Origin of the sequence: Sphingobacterium gobiense (assembly GCF_002980575.1) — a bacterium.
Classification (GTDB): domain Bacteria; phylum Bacteroidota; class Bacteroidia; order Sphingobacteriales; family Sphingobacteriaceae; genus Sphingobacterium; species Sphingobacterium gobiense.
Genome location: NZ_PVBS01000002.1, coordinates 956,543 through 972,855, shown reverse-complemented (window position 1 = coordinate 972,855; position 16,313 = coordinate 956,543). Strand labels below are relative to the sequence as shown.

12 protein-coding genes are annotated in these 16,313 nt (G+C 41.7%); 5 read left to right on the top strand and 7 right to left on the bottom strand.

Translation table 11 applies throughout. The features are described 5' to 3' along the window. Positions 1 to 3 precede the first annotated feature (3 nt). From C5749_RS12745 to C5749_RS12725, 5 genes are read right to left on the bottom strand one after another with little or no spacing between them, the layout of a single operon-like run. Positions 4 to 633, bottom strand: coding sequence for a c-type cytochrome (locus C5749_RS12745; RefSeq protein ID WP_342748707.1), 630 nt, complete (start codon positions 631 to 633; stop codon positions 4 to 6). Next, positions 626 to 1,162: a DUF3341 domain-containing protein gene (locus C5749_RS12740; protein WP_105714962.1), complete on the bottom strand. Its 537-nt coding sequence runs from the start codon at positions 1,160 to 1,162 to the stop codon at positions 626 to 628. The genes C5749_RS12745 and C5749_RS12740 overlap by 8 nt, the downstream gene beginning before the upstream one ends. Before the next feature lie 6 nt (positions 1,163 to 1,168). Continuing rightward, positions 1,169 to 2,653 carry an NrfD/PsrC family molybdoenzyme membrane anchor subunit gene (gene nrfD, locus C5749_RS12735; protein WP_105726550.1) on the bottom strand — a complete coding sequence of 495 codons (1,485 nt, stop codon included), beginning with the start codon at positions 2,651 to 2,653 and terminating at the stop codon, positions 1,169 to 1,171. Positions 2,654 to 2,681: 28 nt separating this feature from the next. After that, positions 2,682 to 5,693: a TAT-variant-translocated molybdopterin oxidoreductase gene (locus C5749_RS12730; RefSeq protein ID WP_105726549.1), complete on the bottom strand. Its 3,012-nt coding sequence runs from the start codon at positions 5,691 to 5,693 to the stop codon at positions 2,682 to 2,684. Positions 5,694 to 5,735: 42 nt separating this feature from the next. Further along, the gene (locus C5749_RS12725; protein WP_105726548.1) at positions 5,736 to 7,019 is read right to left on the bottom strand and encodes a cytochrome c3 family protein; all 1,284 of its coding nucleotides are present in this window, start codon (positions 7,017 to 7,019) and stop codon (positions 5,736 to 5,738) included. 292 nt (positions 7,020 to 7,311) lie between these two features. Between C5749_RS12725 and C5749_RS12720 the strand changes: the two genes are divergently transcribed. After that, positions 7,312 to 7,797 (top strand): methionine-R-sulfoxide reductase, encoded by a 486-nt coding sequence (locus tag C5749_RS12720; RefSeq protein ID WP_105726547.1) that lies wholly within the window; start codon positions 7,312 to 7,314, stop codon positions 7,795 to 7,797. A gap of 1 nt (position 7,798) precedes the next feature. Here the strand turns inward: C5749_RS12720 and C5749_RS12715 are convergent, their stop codons facing one another. After that, entirely contained in the window at positions 7,799 to 8,785 is a 987-nt protein-coding gene (locus C5749_RS12715) for a LacI family DNA-binding transcriptional regulator (protein WP_181151406.1), read from the bottom strand. Positions 8,786 to 8,864: 79 nt separating this feature from the next. Here C5749_RS12715 and C5749_RS12710 point away from each other — a divergent pair, with 79 nt between their 5' ends. Continuing rightward, complete coding sequence (locus C5749_RS12710) at positions 8,865 to 9,197, top strand: HP0495 family protein (protein ID WP_105727040.1); 333 nt, start codon at positions 8,865 to 8,867, stop codon at positions 9,195 to 9,197. A 78-nt stretch (positions 9,198 to 9,275) separates the two neighbouring features. Here C5749_RS12710 and pnp read toward each other — a convergent pair whose 3' ends face one another. Then, positions 9,276 to 11,435 (bottom strand): polyribonucleotide nucleotidyltransferase, encoded by a 2,160-nt coding sequence (pnp, locus tag C5749_RS12705; protein WP_105726545.1) that lies wholly within the window; start codon positions 11,433 to 11,435, stop codon positions 9,276 to 9,278. 235 nt (positions 11,436 to 11,670) lie between these two features. Between pnp and C5749_RS12700 the strand changes: the two genes are divergently transcribed. The 3 genes from C5749_RS12700 (at position 11,671) to C5749_RS12690 (ending at position 16,289) form a co-directional block, all read left to right on the top strand. Then, the gene (locus tag C5749_RS12700) at positions 11,671 to 12,210 is read left to right on the top strand and encodes a tetratricopeptide repeat protein (protein ID WP_105726544.1); all 540 of its coding nucleotides are present in this window, start codon (positions 11,671 to 11,673) and stop codon (positions 12,208 to 12,210) included. Positions 12,211 to 12,413: 203 nt separating this feature from the next. After that, the gene (locus C5749_RS12695) at positions 12,414 to 13,325 is read left to right on the top strand and encodes a helix-turn-helix transcriptional regulator (protein ID WP_105726543.1); all 912 of its coding nucleotides are present in this window, start codon (positions 12,414 to 12,416) and stop codon (positions 13,323 to 13,325) included. Positions 13,326 to 13,535: 210 nt separating this feature from the next. Further along, positions 13,536 to 16,289, top strand: a complete 2,754-nt coding sequence (locus tag C5749_RS12690; RefSeq protein ID WP_105726542.1) for a TonB-dependent receptor — start codon at positions 13,536 to 13,538, stop codon at positions 16,287 to 16,289. The last annotated feature ends 24 nt before the right edge of the window (positions 16,290 to 16,313 follow it).

The window sequence follows — 16,313 nt, the reverse complement described above, 5'->3', positions numbered from 1 at the left end:
AGATTATTTTTTTTGTAATTCCTGTACGTACATGACAACCTGCCAACGTTCCTCCGGCGACAGCTGTGAAGCATGAGACCCCATGGAGTTGTGACCATAATAAATCGTATGGTATATTTTACCAGCTGTCAATTCACTCATCGCCCCACCGCGTGAAGAATTCGCGCCGTCTGATTTCTGATAAGATGGTGGGGGAGGAAAGTTCTCCAACTGACGAGATCCACGCGAATCCTCTACCGAACGATCTTGCGTAATCGGACCATCGCCTTTCCCTTCTTTACCATGACATACAGCACAATAGGTGTGATACAAAGCATCTCCTTTGGCTAAGTTTGCTTCTGTAATTGCCAACGGGTTAGTCAATTCTCTTCCCGCACGCTCATATTCTTCTATCGAATTATCAAACTCAAACCGCTCAAAACCAATTGGAGTTGTATTCTCCGGTGGTAACTGTGCCGTAATCCCGTTTTTAAAATTATTATTAGGTTGATCCGGATTGTAAGCAATCGGATCATACATATTTCTGGAGAATTCCCACCCTGTACTACGCGTCTTTCCATCGCCACAGCTGGAAACTACCGCCGCCAAAGCAAATGCAGCGCATACAGATCCAAGAAAATTCTTCTTATTCATAGCTAACATATTTTCTTTCATTGTATTTAACTTCAACCGCACCAGCATCATTCAATAAAGACTCAATTAGCGCGTGGTCTGTGTTTTCATGAGCATCTATTGCAATAATAAAACGATCATCTGAAGCTCTCAAGTCCATCACCCGAGGCGAACGTCCTGGAAATAAGTGGTTACGGTAAAAGAACGTCGCCACCATACCCAAGGCACAAAGCAAAATTGTTACCTCAAATGTCACCGGCACAAAGTTTGGCAATGGTAAGGATGGTTTCCCGCCGATATTCATCGGCCAATCATGTGCCATAGTATAATACAACAAACTAAATCCCAGACAGGTACCTAGAGCGCCAAAACAAAACGCAGCGATAGGTAAACGAGATGGCTTTACACCTAACTTGGCCTCAATTCCGTGAATAGGCATTGGTGTAAAACAATCATATATGTTGATATTGTTTGCCTGTAACTTGTCGATACCGTGCATCATGTCATCGGGATCGGCAAAACTACCTAGTATATATTTCGTATTGCTCATTGCTTATTATTTTCTAACGTCTAATGCCTTAATATCTTCCTCAGAAACTGAATCATATTTTTCTAGAGAATTTTGGAAGAACTTAACTTGTTCATCTGGAAACGCGCCCTCTTGTACTAATTTCGTCTTCTGTTGCAGACTCGCTGACTTCAATAATAATTTAACCTCTGCAATAGCAATACCCGGTAAAAACCGCAAGAATAGCAAGAACAACGTGAAGAACAAACCGATAGAACCGACAAAGATACCAACATCAACCCATGTAGGATAGAACATTGCCCATGAAGAAGGTAGGTAATCGCGGTGTAAGGAGGTTACAATGATAACGAAACGCTCAAACCACATTCCAATGTTTACCACGATGGACAATACCCACGAAATTGGAATACTTGTACGAATCTTTTTAAACCAGAACAATTGCGGCGAGATTACGTTGCAGGTCATCATCGCCCAGTACGCCCAAGCATAGGGACCCGCGATACGGTTTGCAAAAGCATACATCTCATACTCGGATCCAGAATACCATGCGATAAACAACTCTGTTAAATAAGCGATACCCACGATAGATCCCGTTACCAAGATAATCTTGTTCATCGACTCGATATGGAACATGGTAATATAATTCTCAAAGTTCATCACCTTACGGAGAATCAGCAAGAGTGTCTGAACCATCGCAAAACCAGAGAAAATTGCTCCCGCAACGAAATACGGCGGGAAGATAGTGGTGTGCCAACCAGGAATCACGGAAGTAGCGAAGTCCATCGATACAATCGTGTGTACGGAAAGCACGAGTGGTGTAGAAATACCTGCCAAAATCAAAGAAACGATTTCAAAGCGTTGCCAAGTCTTAACCGAACCATTCCACCCGAATGATAAGACCTTATAAACTTTTTGTTTAAGACCTGTAGCACGGTCACGTACAGACGCAATATCGGGTAAAAGACCACAATACCAGAACACTAGTGACACGGTGAAATAAGTTGAGATCGCAAACGCATCCCATACCAATGGCGAGTTAAAGTTTACCCAAAGGGATCCAAACTGGTTTGGCAATGGGAAGATCCAGTATGCCAACCAAGGCCGTCCCATGTGTGCAACAACATAAGTAGCTGCACAAATAACGGCGAAAATGGTCATCGCCTCTGCGGAGCGGTTAATGGAGTTACGCCAGTTCTGACGGAAAAGTAACAATACGGCTGAAATCAACGTTCCGGCGTGACCGATACCTACCCACCATACGAAGTCGGTGATATCCCATGCCCAACCTACCGTTTTATTCAGACCCCAAGCGCCGATCCCCGTCCAAAAGGTGTAGCCGACACTCACTACCCACAACATTGCCCCTAGAGCGGCTACAATAAAACCGATCCACCAAGCTTTGTTAGGTTTATTTTCAACCGGAAGCAAGATATCATCTGTCACTTTAGCATAAGTGATATTCTTGCCGGTTACTAATGGTTCTCTTAATATTGATTCGTTATGCGATGACATAGTTGTTTTATTTCAGATTAGAATAAAATTACGCTTCAAATGTGTTTCTAACTTTCGTCATATAGCCAATGTTGGGCTGAACGTTGATTTCTTCCAACACATAGTATACACGTTCGTTGCGTAAAGCTTTTGAAACCTCTGATTCCGGATCGTTAACATCACCAAAGATGATAGCATTTGCCGAACAAGCTTCTTGACAAGCCATTTTTACATCGCCGTCTCTTAACTTGCGATTTTCCATCTTCGCTTGTAACTTACCCCCTTGAATACGCTGAATACACATCGAACATTTTTCCATAACCCCACGCGAACGCGTAGTCACATCCGGATTCAGCACCAACTGTGTAAATTCGTTGTTCAAATAGTTATCAAAACGAGAATCATTCCAGTAGTTGAACCAGTTGAAGCGACGTACTTTAAACGGACAGTTGTTTGCACAATAACGTGTACCGAAACAGCGGTTGTAAGCCATGTGGTTAAGTCCTTCTGACGAGTGTACGGTAGCCAGTACCGGACATACGGTTTCACAAGGAGCATGGTCACAGTGCTGACACAGCATAGGCTGGTGAACAACGGTTACATCTTCATAATCATAGTCCGATGCTTTGGCAATTTCCTTTTCTTCCGTCAATCTGCCCCCTTCCGTTTCCAACGTGTAGTAACGGTCAATACGCAACCAATGCATTTCACGACGACGACGAACCTCATCCCGACCTACAACAGGAACGTTATTTTCCACACTACAGGCCACGATACATGAACCACATCCCGTACATGCGTTCAAGTCGATTGCCATGACCCATTTGTGACCTGGAGATTCAAATTTATTCCACAAGTCATACGTCTTGTGAGAGTCTGCAAAACGGCCTGATTCAGAGTTCGGATCTTTCAAATATTTTGCAAATGTCGTTTCACGAATAATGTTCCGACCTTCAATGGTATGGTGTGTTTGCGTTTGTGCTAATTCGTATGTACCACTAGCTTTTGCAACATTCGCCTTTGCTTCAAACTGAACACTGCCATTAACTAAACGGGCAAATGGATAAGCATTCTGTCCCACATTATTACCTGCTTTACCCACTTTCGTGCGACCATAACCAACAGCTACGGAAACCGTGCCCAAAGCTTGGCCGGGTTGCAAGACCACAGGTAGTTCTACAGAATAGCCGTTGGCCTCCACAGTCACTTTACCGTTTTCTCCTAAACCGATTTTTTCTGCGTCGCGCGGATTCAATGCGGCATAGTTATCCCAAGTCACCTTAGATACAGGATCAGGTAACTCTTGCAAAAATGCGTTGTTCGCATAACGGCCGTCGCGCATTACTGTCGATTCGTATAATTTCAATTCGAAATCTCCGACAATAGTTTTTGATGTTGTGCCGATAGCATTTGCTACCGCGTTTACATCAACATTCGCTGTATAGGAAGACCCCACCGACGAACCTTTGTAGATGAAGCCTAGTTGCAAGACCTCATTCCACGACTTGCCTGTACCAGCAAGAATATTTTCCTCCCAATTCTTTCTTACAAAATCGTAAATATTCGTATTGTCACCGGCCCATACTAATAAACTCTGCTCCGCTTGACGCGTATTGAAAACAGGGTTGATAGTAGGCTGAACAATCGTAAAATAACCTTCTTTTGCGGACGCATCACCCCAAGATTCTAAGAAGCTAGAGGCCGGAGCAATTGCCTTCAATGTCGATGCTGTCTCATCAGCACGATCAGCAAAAGAAAGGGTGAAATCAATCTTCGAAAGTGCATTGGTTACATCATTTGCTTTAACGTAATCATAAACCGGATTACTGTTCAAGAAGAACGCTGCACCTACCTGCCCCGCAGCAGCTGTTGATAAGAACTGCTGGAATGCGGCATCAGAACCTTGGAATTGTTTAGAGTAGTTATCTAGGTCGATAATCGCTCCGTAAGCGCCCAACGCACTGTTAATTGCGTTAGCTAAAAGTTGGATATTGACATCATTAGAACCTGCGACAACCAAAGCATTACCTCTATTGTTAGTCAGTTCTTTCGCGGCTAAAGTAATCGCTGTTTGCGCCTTTTTATTGGAAACACCACCAGCCAAAGACTGTCCAGTAATCGCGTTATACAAAGAAACTAATACAGCGCCTTCTTCTGAAGGTTTTATAGCAATACGCACATCCGCGTTAGAACCGGTCATACTCAAGCCTGACTCAAACTGAATATGACGCGACATCTTACCGTTTTTTAACGATTTATAATCGCGGTTTCGAATATAATCTTGCGTATGTTCTTCACCTGCCAGCCAAGAACCTAAAAAGTCTGCAGCAACCGAAACCACTACATTTGCGTTCGCAAAGTGATAAGATGGTATAACAGCTTTTCCGAAACTTGCTCTATTGGCCTCTATGATACCACTATATGATACAGCATCAACCTGTATATGTACAGCTGTCGGATACTTCGCGGTAAATGTAGCTATGGCAGCCAAAGCAGTTGGACTATTCACCGTATTAGACACTATCGCAATTTGCTTTCCTGCCGCCGCAGCCTTATTTAAAGCGTCTATTACTGTTTTATCTAAAGTAGACCAATCTACGTCCTTACCGTCTAATTGCGGGTTTTGCAATTTAGACATATCGTACAGATCTAAAACTACAGCTGAAGTAATTGCGTCTGTACCTTGGTTGAGACCGATAGAATTAGGGTTTGCGGTAAGCGAGATTGGACGTCCTTCGCGGGTTCTCACCAATACACTCTGACCATTAAAAGAAGAAGCGTAAAAGTTCGGGATACCCGGTGTTACCTCCTCTGGTTTAATCACATATGGAACTGCTTTATGCACGGGCGTACGATTACATGCCGCCAATGTTACAGCCCCTAAACCGAATCCCAAAGCTTTCAAAAAGTCACGACGGGGTGTCCTCGTGCTTAAACCTGCTTCATTTAATACATCTTCTACAGGAATAGGTTCAGCAAACTCCCCCTTTTTGTTCTCTACGAACGCAGGCGTTTGTTGCAATTCTTCCAAACCTTTCCAATATTTTTTATTGCTATCCATTTAAGCTGTATATAAGATTGCGTATTTCTAAATTAATTACTATTAATAATGACACTTACCACACTCTAAACCACCGATCATAGCGGCAGTCATCTTCTCACCTTTTTTCAATTTCTCATGGGCTTCGATCAACTGATCATAGTAAGCATTATCAGCATTCACTTCTGTTGTTTTATGACAGTCCACACACCACTTCATAGTTAAAGGAGAGTACTGATAAACCTCTTCCATTGTTTCTATCGGCCCGTGACATGTCTGACACTCTACACCAGCCACAGACACGTGCTGTGAGTGGTTAAAGTAAGCAAAATCAGGTAGGTTATGAATCCTCACCCATTCGATAGGCTTTGGATTATCCCCATACTCTCTTGTCGCTGGATCATAATCCAATGCTCTATATATTTTCGCGATTTCCGGAGAAGTCTCCCCATCATAATGATCCGCAGCAGTAACTGTGTTATGACAGTTCATACATACGTTAGCTGACGGAATAGATGCATTTTTCGATTTAAATGCGCCCCCGTGACAATATTGACACTCGATCTGGTTAACCCCAGCATGAATCTGATGAGAAAACTTAATAGGTTGCACAGGCTGATATCCTTCGTGAACTCCGACATTCCACATGGTATTCCATCCTAACACCCCTAAAAATGCCACCAGCATCAACACCGAAAAGCCGACTAGTTTCTTATTGCGTATAAAAGCTCTAGCAAATTTACCGAAACGATCCTCTTCATAAGCTTCGTTTTCGGCTTGCGCTGCTTCAATTGCAGCCTGGTTGCTGGCGATTACTTTCTCTAACGTACGGATCACGCGATTTAGGACAACGATTACAATAATTACCAAAACCACGATAGCAATTAAACCAAAAATCATCAGCGTATTCGCATCACTTGATTGCGTCGAACCAGCACCACCAGAAGCGGCATCACCACCACCCTCTGCGGCTTTCGCTCCTTCTGCGTCCACATAAGCAATGATACTCTTAATCTGGTCATCAGACAAATCGGTAAAAGATGTCATCACCAATCTATTCCAATCTTCGAAAAGCTGCACAGCTGTTTCATCACCAGAAGCGATTAAAGCCTGCGAGTTCTTAATCCAAGAAAGCAACCACTCTTCGGAATGTCTTTCCGACATTCCTGCCAACGCTGGACCCACCATGTTCCTCGACACACTGTGACAAGTTGTACATTTCGATTTGAAAAGGGTCTCGCCCTCTTTAACATCCTGCGCATGCGCCATTGTAACGGCAAACAACAACATCATTCCAACTGACACTGTCTTTGCAAGTCTTCCCAAAACGGATGAGATATTTCTCATATTTAGCACTTTATACTATTTATTTATGATATAAAACTTTTTAAAATACTCGTCTAAGTGGTTTAAACCCTCCAAACAATGCACAAAAGTATAACTATTTAAGCAATCAGTGACAATTTAATGACGCAAATTAACAATTTAAAACCATTCTAAATAATTCAATAAAACCGCATAAAAAAGGGGGTTATAGCGTTTAATACATCATTCATTTGTTTGAGAAATTGTAAAAAAAAATGGAAATTCTTGACATATACCCAACAAAATTCTAAAGAAAGTTAACGAACTTAGTGTCATGTTTGATTATCGAATATGTTTATTGTTATTACTGGTTGCAGCCTACGCTCACAGTCGGGCATCTGTAACAGATGTAAATAAAAAGCAAACATCAACTTTTATAACCATGAGTGATAGCACAAAATACAACAAACTTACACCAGAAGAAGAGTATGTAATCGTACATAAAGGTACTGAAAGACCCTTTACAGGCGAGCTACTTGAAAATAAAGAAGAGGGTACATATGTGTGCAAGCGGTGCGAAGCACCTTTATATCATTCAAGCGACAAATTCGACTCGCATTGCGGCTGGCCAAGCTTTGACGATGAGATTAAGGGCGCAGTAAAACATGTGCTCGATGCAGATGGGCGACGCGTGGAAATTCTCTGTGCGAAATGCGATGCGCATCTTGGTCATGTATTCGAAGGAGAAAGGTTTACTCCAAAAAACACCCGACATTGTGTAAATTCCTTATCCATGAAGTTTGTACCTATTAAAAAATAAACTATCCACGTATTTCTAGCTTGCACGGAATCACTATTTTGGAAACTTCTTTTCGCTTTCCTTTGATTTCCGCAATTAAGACCTCCAAGAGCTTTTTTGCCATTTGCTCTGCGTCTTGAACAACTACCGAAATGGCAGGAGTATAATGCTTGAACAAAATATGATCACCAAATGTTACTATTCTCGGCATTGCAATATCCTTTTCCTTTATCCCGCACAGACCGTCAATGGTTAAACAATGTGCCGCAAACAACACCGCGTCTAATTTATTATCAACTAAAAATTCCGCGATCTCTATAGCCGTTTCCTCCCTAGGACTGTCGGCACTGAGCTTTCGGATAAAAGATTGCATACGGAACTCATCCATAGCATCCATATAGCCATCTAACCGTCCTCTTATATGGGTGTGGCTGGAATATAAGGAAACCAATCCAATGCGTTTATTACCCTGCTCCAGTAGATATTTGGTAGCGTTGTAAGCACCGGTCCGATTATCGGAAATCACATAACTAGTTTCAACTGTTGGCAGAAACCGATCAAACATTACCATTGGGATACGTTGCTTCGTTTTTTCAGTAGTCTTTTCGAAATTCTCCGGGGGAACCATAATCAACCCGTCGATTTCTTTTTCTATACATAACTGAATATACCGGCTCGCTTTATTGACATCACTCGTTGTATCACAATAAAGAATCTGATACCCCAATTCAGCCGCCAACGTTTCGATATGTCTGCCGACTTCCGAAAAAAATGGGTCGGCAATGTTTTCAAACAATAATGCAAGCACTTCCGCTTTTCCCGCCGCCCTCCTTATCGAGCGGCTTGGTTTATACCCTACTTTTTTTACATAATCCAAGACGCGTTTGTTCACCGCATCACTGATTCTTCTCTCCTTAGCCTTACCATTCAGGATAAAAGACACCGTGGTAATGGAAACGCCCACGGCCTTCGCCACATCACTAATCGAAATCCGTTTTTCACCTGCCATAATGGATTCTAATCTACTAAATTTTTTAATACTGCATGGTACACTTATTGATAAAGTATAATAAAGAAAAAATGTAATAATGAGTAAATTTAACAATGATATCCACATCCAGGACCTTCCTGACGACGAAGGCAACAATGCAACAGACTTCTACGATAATTTTCGTACGAAGTTAAATTCCGTTGAACAATTCCCATCTATATATACCTTCAAATTTATCGTAAAGGCGAAAAACAACGTCGAAAGCGAAGTAAAACAGGTATTTACGCACGATAGCACAAAGTTTTCGGAAAAGGAGTCATCCGGCGGAAAATATAAATCTATCACCGTAGAAACATTCGTAAACAATGCCGACGATGTGATTGATTACTATAAGAAAGTTTCAAAAATAGAATCGGTTATCATGCTGTAAAGAAACTACAAGTAAAAAGGCTGTCAAATTGACAGCCTTTTTTTATATTAAACGCACAAATATACTTAAGCTCGCGGTTTATCCTTTGTCTGTTTCAGACTTCGGCTTTTCTTCTTTTGGCGGACGAGGCAACAAAGCTTTACGGGAAAGTTTAAGTTTCCCTTGTTTATCGATATCCAATAGTTTCACTTTTACAACGTCACCTTCCTTCAATACGCCATCCATAGTTTCTAACCGTTTCCATTCGATTTCGGAAATATGCAATAAACCATCCTTACCCGGCATAATTTCTACAAAAGCACCAAAAGGCATGATCGATTTCACTTTACCTTCATATATCTCTCCAACTTCTGGTTTAGCAACAATGGCCTTGATACGTGAAACGGCAGCGTCAATAGCGGCTTTGTTGTCCGCAAATACTTGTACAATGCCTTTGCCATCAACTTCTTCGATTGAGATAGTCGAACCTGTTTCACGCTGCATCTCCTGGATAATCTTTCCACCAGGCCCAATAATAGCACCGATGAACTCCTTGTCGATCGTAAAAGACACAATACGAGGCGCGTGTGGTTTGTAATCCTCACGAGGAGCCTCAAGCGTTTTCTTCATTTCACCCAAGATGTGCAGACGAGCTTCTTTTGCCTGATCCAAAGCCTGCGTCAACACTTCCCACTTCAATCCGTTGATCTTCAGATCCATTTGACAAGCCACAATACCATTTTCCGTACCGGTCACTTTAAAATCCATATCACCTAGATGGTCTTCGTCTCCTAAGATATCTGACAGGATAGCATATTTACCTGTTTTCTCATCGGTAATAAGCCCCATCGCAATTCCCGAAACCGGTGCTTTTAATTTTACACCCGCATCCATTAGCGCCAACGTACCTGCACATACAGTGGCCATAGAAGACGAACCATTGGATTCTAAGATATCAGAAACCACACGGATCGTATAAGGGTTTTCGTTCTCCGCAGGTAGCACCTGCTTCAACGAGCGCATGGCTAAGTTACCATGTCCTACTTCACGACGACCTGGTCCACGGTTTGGACGTACCTCGCCTGTAGAAAATGCAGGGAAATTATAGTGTAAAATAAACTTGTTGTACCCATGAATAAATGCACCATCAATCATTTGCTCATCATCTTTTGCACCCAATGTCACCGATGTTAATGATTGCGTCTCACCACGCGTAAAAACAGCTGACCCATGTGCTGCGGGCAAATAATCCACTTCAGACCAGATCGGACGGACGGTGCGCGCATCACGTCCATCTAAACGAATACCTTCATCCAACACTAAATTACGAACGGCATCGTACTGGACATCATGGTAATATTTCTTTGCCAAGAATGCCGTTTCTTCGTCAATCTCTTCACCCAATGTTGCAAAAAACGCATCACCTATTGCAGCAAATTGTTCTGTACGTTCATGTTTCGTAGAACCCGATTTCGCTACCGCGTATACCTTGTCATATGTAGCTGCGAAAACCGCGTCACGCAAATCAAGATTCGAAGGTTCGTGGTTACCGTCACGTTTTACAGTGACACCAACCAAGTTTGCTAGCTCTATCTGAGCAGCTACTTGCTTCTTTATAGCTTCATGTGCAAAAGCAATAGCCTCTACCATTTCGGCTTCTGAAATTTCCTTCGACTCTCCTTCTACCATCACAATATCCTCAGCGGAGCCCGCTACAATATATTCTAATGTCGCGTTTTCTAAAGCAGATAAACGAGGATTAATCACCAATTCGCCGTTAACCTTAGCTACACGGACCTCTGAAATAGGACCGTTAAAAGGAATATCGGAAACTGCTATCGCTGCTGATGCTGCCAAGCCAGCCAATGCATCCGGCATAATATCTTTGTCAGCAGAAATCAAGGAAATCATCACTTGTGTATCTGCATGGTACGTTTCAGGAAATAGTGGGCGCAATGCTCTGTCTACCAAACGCGAGATTAAAACCTCGTAGTCCGATAATCTTGCCTCCCGACGAAGGAAACCACCGGGTATACGACCCGCTGCCGCATATTTTTCTTGATAATCAACTGAAAGCGGAAGAAAATCCACTCCTTCTTTGGGTTCTTTCGCCGACACTACTGTCGCCAACAACATGGTATCGCCTTGCTTCAACACTACCGATCCATCAGCTTGTTTTGCCAATTTTCCGGTAGATAATTCGATCGGGGCTAAACCATTGCCCAAGTCGATCGTAACTTTCTTTTCGTTATAACTCATTTTAATTCAATTCGACATACGGGTTCATCTTTTTACTACTCTGTCGTATGTCATCTTATTTATAGACCTTTAAATTCAGACAAAGGTAATAATAATTTTAATTTTTTTACCGTCGCAAATATCACGCTATCTCACGCTCTACAATTAACGATTCAAATCAAACATTAAGGGAATTCTAATGCAACGTTAATCTCATACCCACTAACTTTGTACCGGCATCATATTGTCATATATTATGAAGAAAACGATTAATCTCCCTATTCGATCGAAGAAGTACGCACACAGATTTATCGTTGTTATAGTGTTTACTCTTATTTCCCTCCCCCAAAGTTTCTCGCAACCCAAAGAAAAACTACAATTGGAGCTAGGCAAAGCGAAGATGATTGCACGACTAAAGCCTGACTCTGCGTACCTTCAGCTACGCCATATTACAGAATCTACAGAAACTTCCAATAAGACAGAAATTGTCGCAGAGGCCTTACAAGAAATGGGAAAAATAGCCTATCACTTAGGCAGCTATCCACAAGCACTTGCTGACTATCTCGAATCATATCAATTATACAAAACGTTCAACAATCAAAAAAAACAAGCCGAACTGCTTAGTGATATCGGTATTCTATATTACTACAATCGCCAACCGATAAAAGCTTTCGAATCTTATCGCAAAGCACTGGGAATCTATAAATCGATACAATATGCAGAAGGTATCGCTAATACGTACGGAAAACTGGGGCACTTATACGAAAAACAAGCTCACAATATGACAGCGCACTAAATTATCAGAACATAGCGCTAGATATTTATCTTGATAGCGGAAACAAAAAAGGGCTAGCCAAGATCCACGAAAATTTAGGAAGCATTCATGAAGACCTTGAGCACTACGGAGAGGCGACCTTTCATTTTACGGAAGCATTGAGGTTATACACGGAAACAAACGATGATTTATCAAAAATTGAAGTAATTAATAATATTGGCGACATGTACCGAAAAACCGGAAAGTATAAGCTGGCACTAATAGAAAGTCACAAAGCGTTACATCTGGCACAAACACTGAACGAGGCATATCAGATTGAAAGTGCATATCGAGATATTGGCAAAGCACACCACCTACTTGGTCGCAATGACAGTGCTTACCACTATATGGAAAAAAGCCGTCGCTACGCTAGGCAACTGTACTCCAAAGAAAACAGCCAACAGACTTCTTTTTATCAAGTACTATATGATCTAGAAGAGAAAGAAGACAGAATCACCCAATTAAATAATATAAAAAGGATCAGCATTGTCATCGCGACAGCTGTGCTTGTAATAGCATTCCTTTTATTCAGATTTCAGACCTCAAAAATCAACAATGAACGAAGCATACGACAAAAGAATAATGACCTTCTCCAAACACAGAACAAGCTAATAAAAGCAGAGCTAGCAAACAAAGAACTAGCCGAACAAGCGCTTAAAAAAGAGCTCGAGGCAAAAAGTCATGAGCTAAGCTCAAAAACCTTGTATGTTATCAGTAAAAATCAATTTTTGGAATCTTTACGGAAAGATCTAACTACCCTATTGAAAGAAGATAAAAGAGACAATAAAAAACAGCTAAAACGCATCATTGTACAAATCAACCAAAGTTTTAACAACGACAAATACTGGGAAGATTTCCGTACAGCTGTTGAAAAAGTGCATGGAGATTTTTATCAACGTTTGCAAAAACGCAGTCCAGATCTGAAATCCAATGATCTCCGCCTTATCGCCTTATTAAGAATGAATTTTTCGACAGAGGAAATCGCGACGCTCTTGGGAATTTCAATTGATAGCGCACGCGTTGCCCGATACCGTCTGCGAAAAAAACTACATCTTCATAAAAACGAAAACCTAACAACCTTCTTGCAAAACCTTTAAGACATCATAAGATAATATAGCGATAACATAAACTTAATGGCGATTCCAAAGACCATAAATAGCTACAAACAAATAACTTAAATAACAAAAAGAAGTCTTTGTTCATATCTAGATTACTTGGTTATACTCCCTGTTTCCTTTTTGTACGGCAAGAAATTCGATTCGCTTTGCACAAAAAATCATTTTTGTCTCAACAAATCAGAAACAACCATGTATAGCAATACAAATGCATTATTTTACTTTTGGCTCACCTTATACTGTCTTACTTCTTTTGCCGCCAATGCACAAGATATAAGCGGACAAGTACTCGACAAAATCACTGGAGAGCCCATAATAGGTGCTACCGTGGTCTTGGTTGATCGACAAATCTCTGCAAGCACTGGCTTGGATGGTGGATTTACCTTTCCCAATCTCAAAGAAGGAACGTATGGACTTTCGGCAACCTATATCTCCTACGAAACCGCCAACGTAAACGTTAAAGTTATCTCACCGAACAAAACACGCATAATTATCTCCCTTGAAGATAAAAATAAGCATTTAGAGGAAGTAGTCGTGCACGCCCAGTTATCTGGTGCAGGCGAACAGATGGCGAGAGTCAGAGAACTAGCAGCAAGTCAAGTTATCAATACGATATCTGGCAAAGCTATCCAAGCGTCTCCAGATTTAACGGTTGCTAACGCTGTGCAACGGATATCGGGTGTTGCCCTAGAACGAAACAGCAACGGCGACGGTCAGCATGCTATATTAAGAGGGATGGACAAACGCTACAATTACACACTTGTTAATGGCATTAAAATAGCCAGCCCAGACAATAAACATCGTTATGTCCCATTGGACATCTTCCCAAGTGAGCTTCTTGATCGTCTTGAAGTTTTCAAATCACTAACCCCAGATATGGAAGGCGACGCCATTGGCGGAGCAATCAATATGTTAATGAAAGACGCTCCGTCCAATAAAACACTTTCATTCAATTTCGCGACAGGCTATAATCAGCTCTTTACAGAAAGAGATTTTAAAAGCTATGATTTTCGAAATATCGAACAAAAATCCCCTTTCGAGCGCTACGGTACAAATCATAGCACAACAGCCTCAGATTTTAGCAACGCATCTTTGAACTATTCTCAACGGCGTCCAATGCCTAATATCATTTCAGGACTCACCTTAGGGAATCGCTTTTTTGAAAATAAGCTTGGGGTAATAGTAGCGGGAAGCTTTCAGAATACCTACCGCGGCAGCAATAGCATATTCTTCAATGAAAGACGGGAACACGATAACCTCACCTCCGCATTGACCTCGCTAAATGAACGTTCTTTTTCGGAACAGCAGAGGCGTTTAGGCATACACTCCAAGCTTGATTACAGGCTAAACGACGCACACAAATTCCGATTCTACAATGCTTATATGAACTTCCTAAACGTGCAGGTTCGCGATATTGAATCAACTAATTTACAGTATGGCGGCTATGATCCAGAAAAAGGAAATGGCAGCATGTCTTTTGCTACACGTACACGTCTCACCAATCAGTCGATTTACAACAGTACTCTTCAAGCCGATCACCGCATAACCAAAAAATTATCTACAGACTGGTCCATCGTATTCAATAAAGCAACCGGCGCCCAGCCCGATAACACAACGGTCTCCACCGTAGGTGAAAAGACAAATTTTGAACGCAAACAGACCTACGCTTCTGGTGGACGTAGACGCTGGGAGAACAACAGTGATCGCGATTTGAATGCATTGGTGAATCTTCGTTACGAGTCCAATTTATTCGACGTCCCAACGATGTGGAAAATTGGCGGGCTATATCGCGATAAAAAAAGAGACAACTTCTTCAATGAACATATTATGCGTACACCGGTTCCTCAACCACTTTTTGGTGAGGACTACCAAACCTATGATCAAATCGATTGGTCCTACAGCGGGCCGTCCTACGCATCTCCATTGACTTATAATGCGTATGAAAAAATTAGCGCAGGCTATTTTCGCACGGATTGGTACCATAAGAAACTTGACATCGTCGGCGGTCTTCGTGTCGAACACACCGATCAAGGGTACGAAATGTTGTATGTCACAACATTACCCAATGGAGAGCAGCGTTATACCGACATTTTACCATCTGTCAGCTTTAAATATAAACTCCGGCCCGACAACAATATAAGAGCCTCCTATTACCGTTCGATAAACAGACCCGGCTTCTTCGAAATTGTCCCTTACTCCATCGTCAACGAGGATTATACGGAGCGGGGAAATCCTGACTTAAAAAGAGCTATAGCAGACAACTTTGATCTCCGCTACGAATTGCTTTCTTCGACCATCAATCAATTCATGGTTGGGTTATTCTACAAACGTATACAAGACCCCATCGAATATACACTACAAGCAGACGCCATCCGCGGACAAGATATTTACTATTCTCCAGGCAATTTTGGCAATGCTGACAATCTTGGTCTGGAGGTAGACTTCACCAGGTATTTTAACAAAATCGGTATCCGAGCCAATTACACGTATACGCACTCATCCATTACAACGGATAAATCTCAACGGATTAGAGATGAAAATGGCGATTTTGCGTTGATTAACGTCAAACAGACCAGACCCCTGTTTGGTCAATCTGCGCATATAGCAAACTTATCCACATTATACAAAGACACACGAAACGGTTTCGATGCGCAGCTGACCGCTAATTACACCGGAGAGCGTATATTCATGGTCGCACAGTTTATAGACGCAGACCATTGGCAAAAAGGGTTTTTACAATTGGATGCTTCGCTAGAAAAAAAATTAAAACAGCGAACATCAATATTCATCAAAGCACAAAATTTACTGAACACCCCCATGGAAGTATTCCAAAAAGGATCGCCTACTAACACCGGCGTCCCTTATCAAAATCTAGCAGGTAAAACCTTGATTCAACGAGATTATTATCAACGCTCGTACTTGTTGGGCATTAGAGTGGATATTTAAATAAAATTTATAACTAAAAATCAT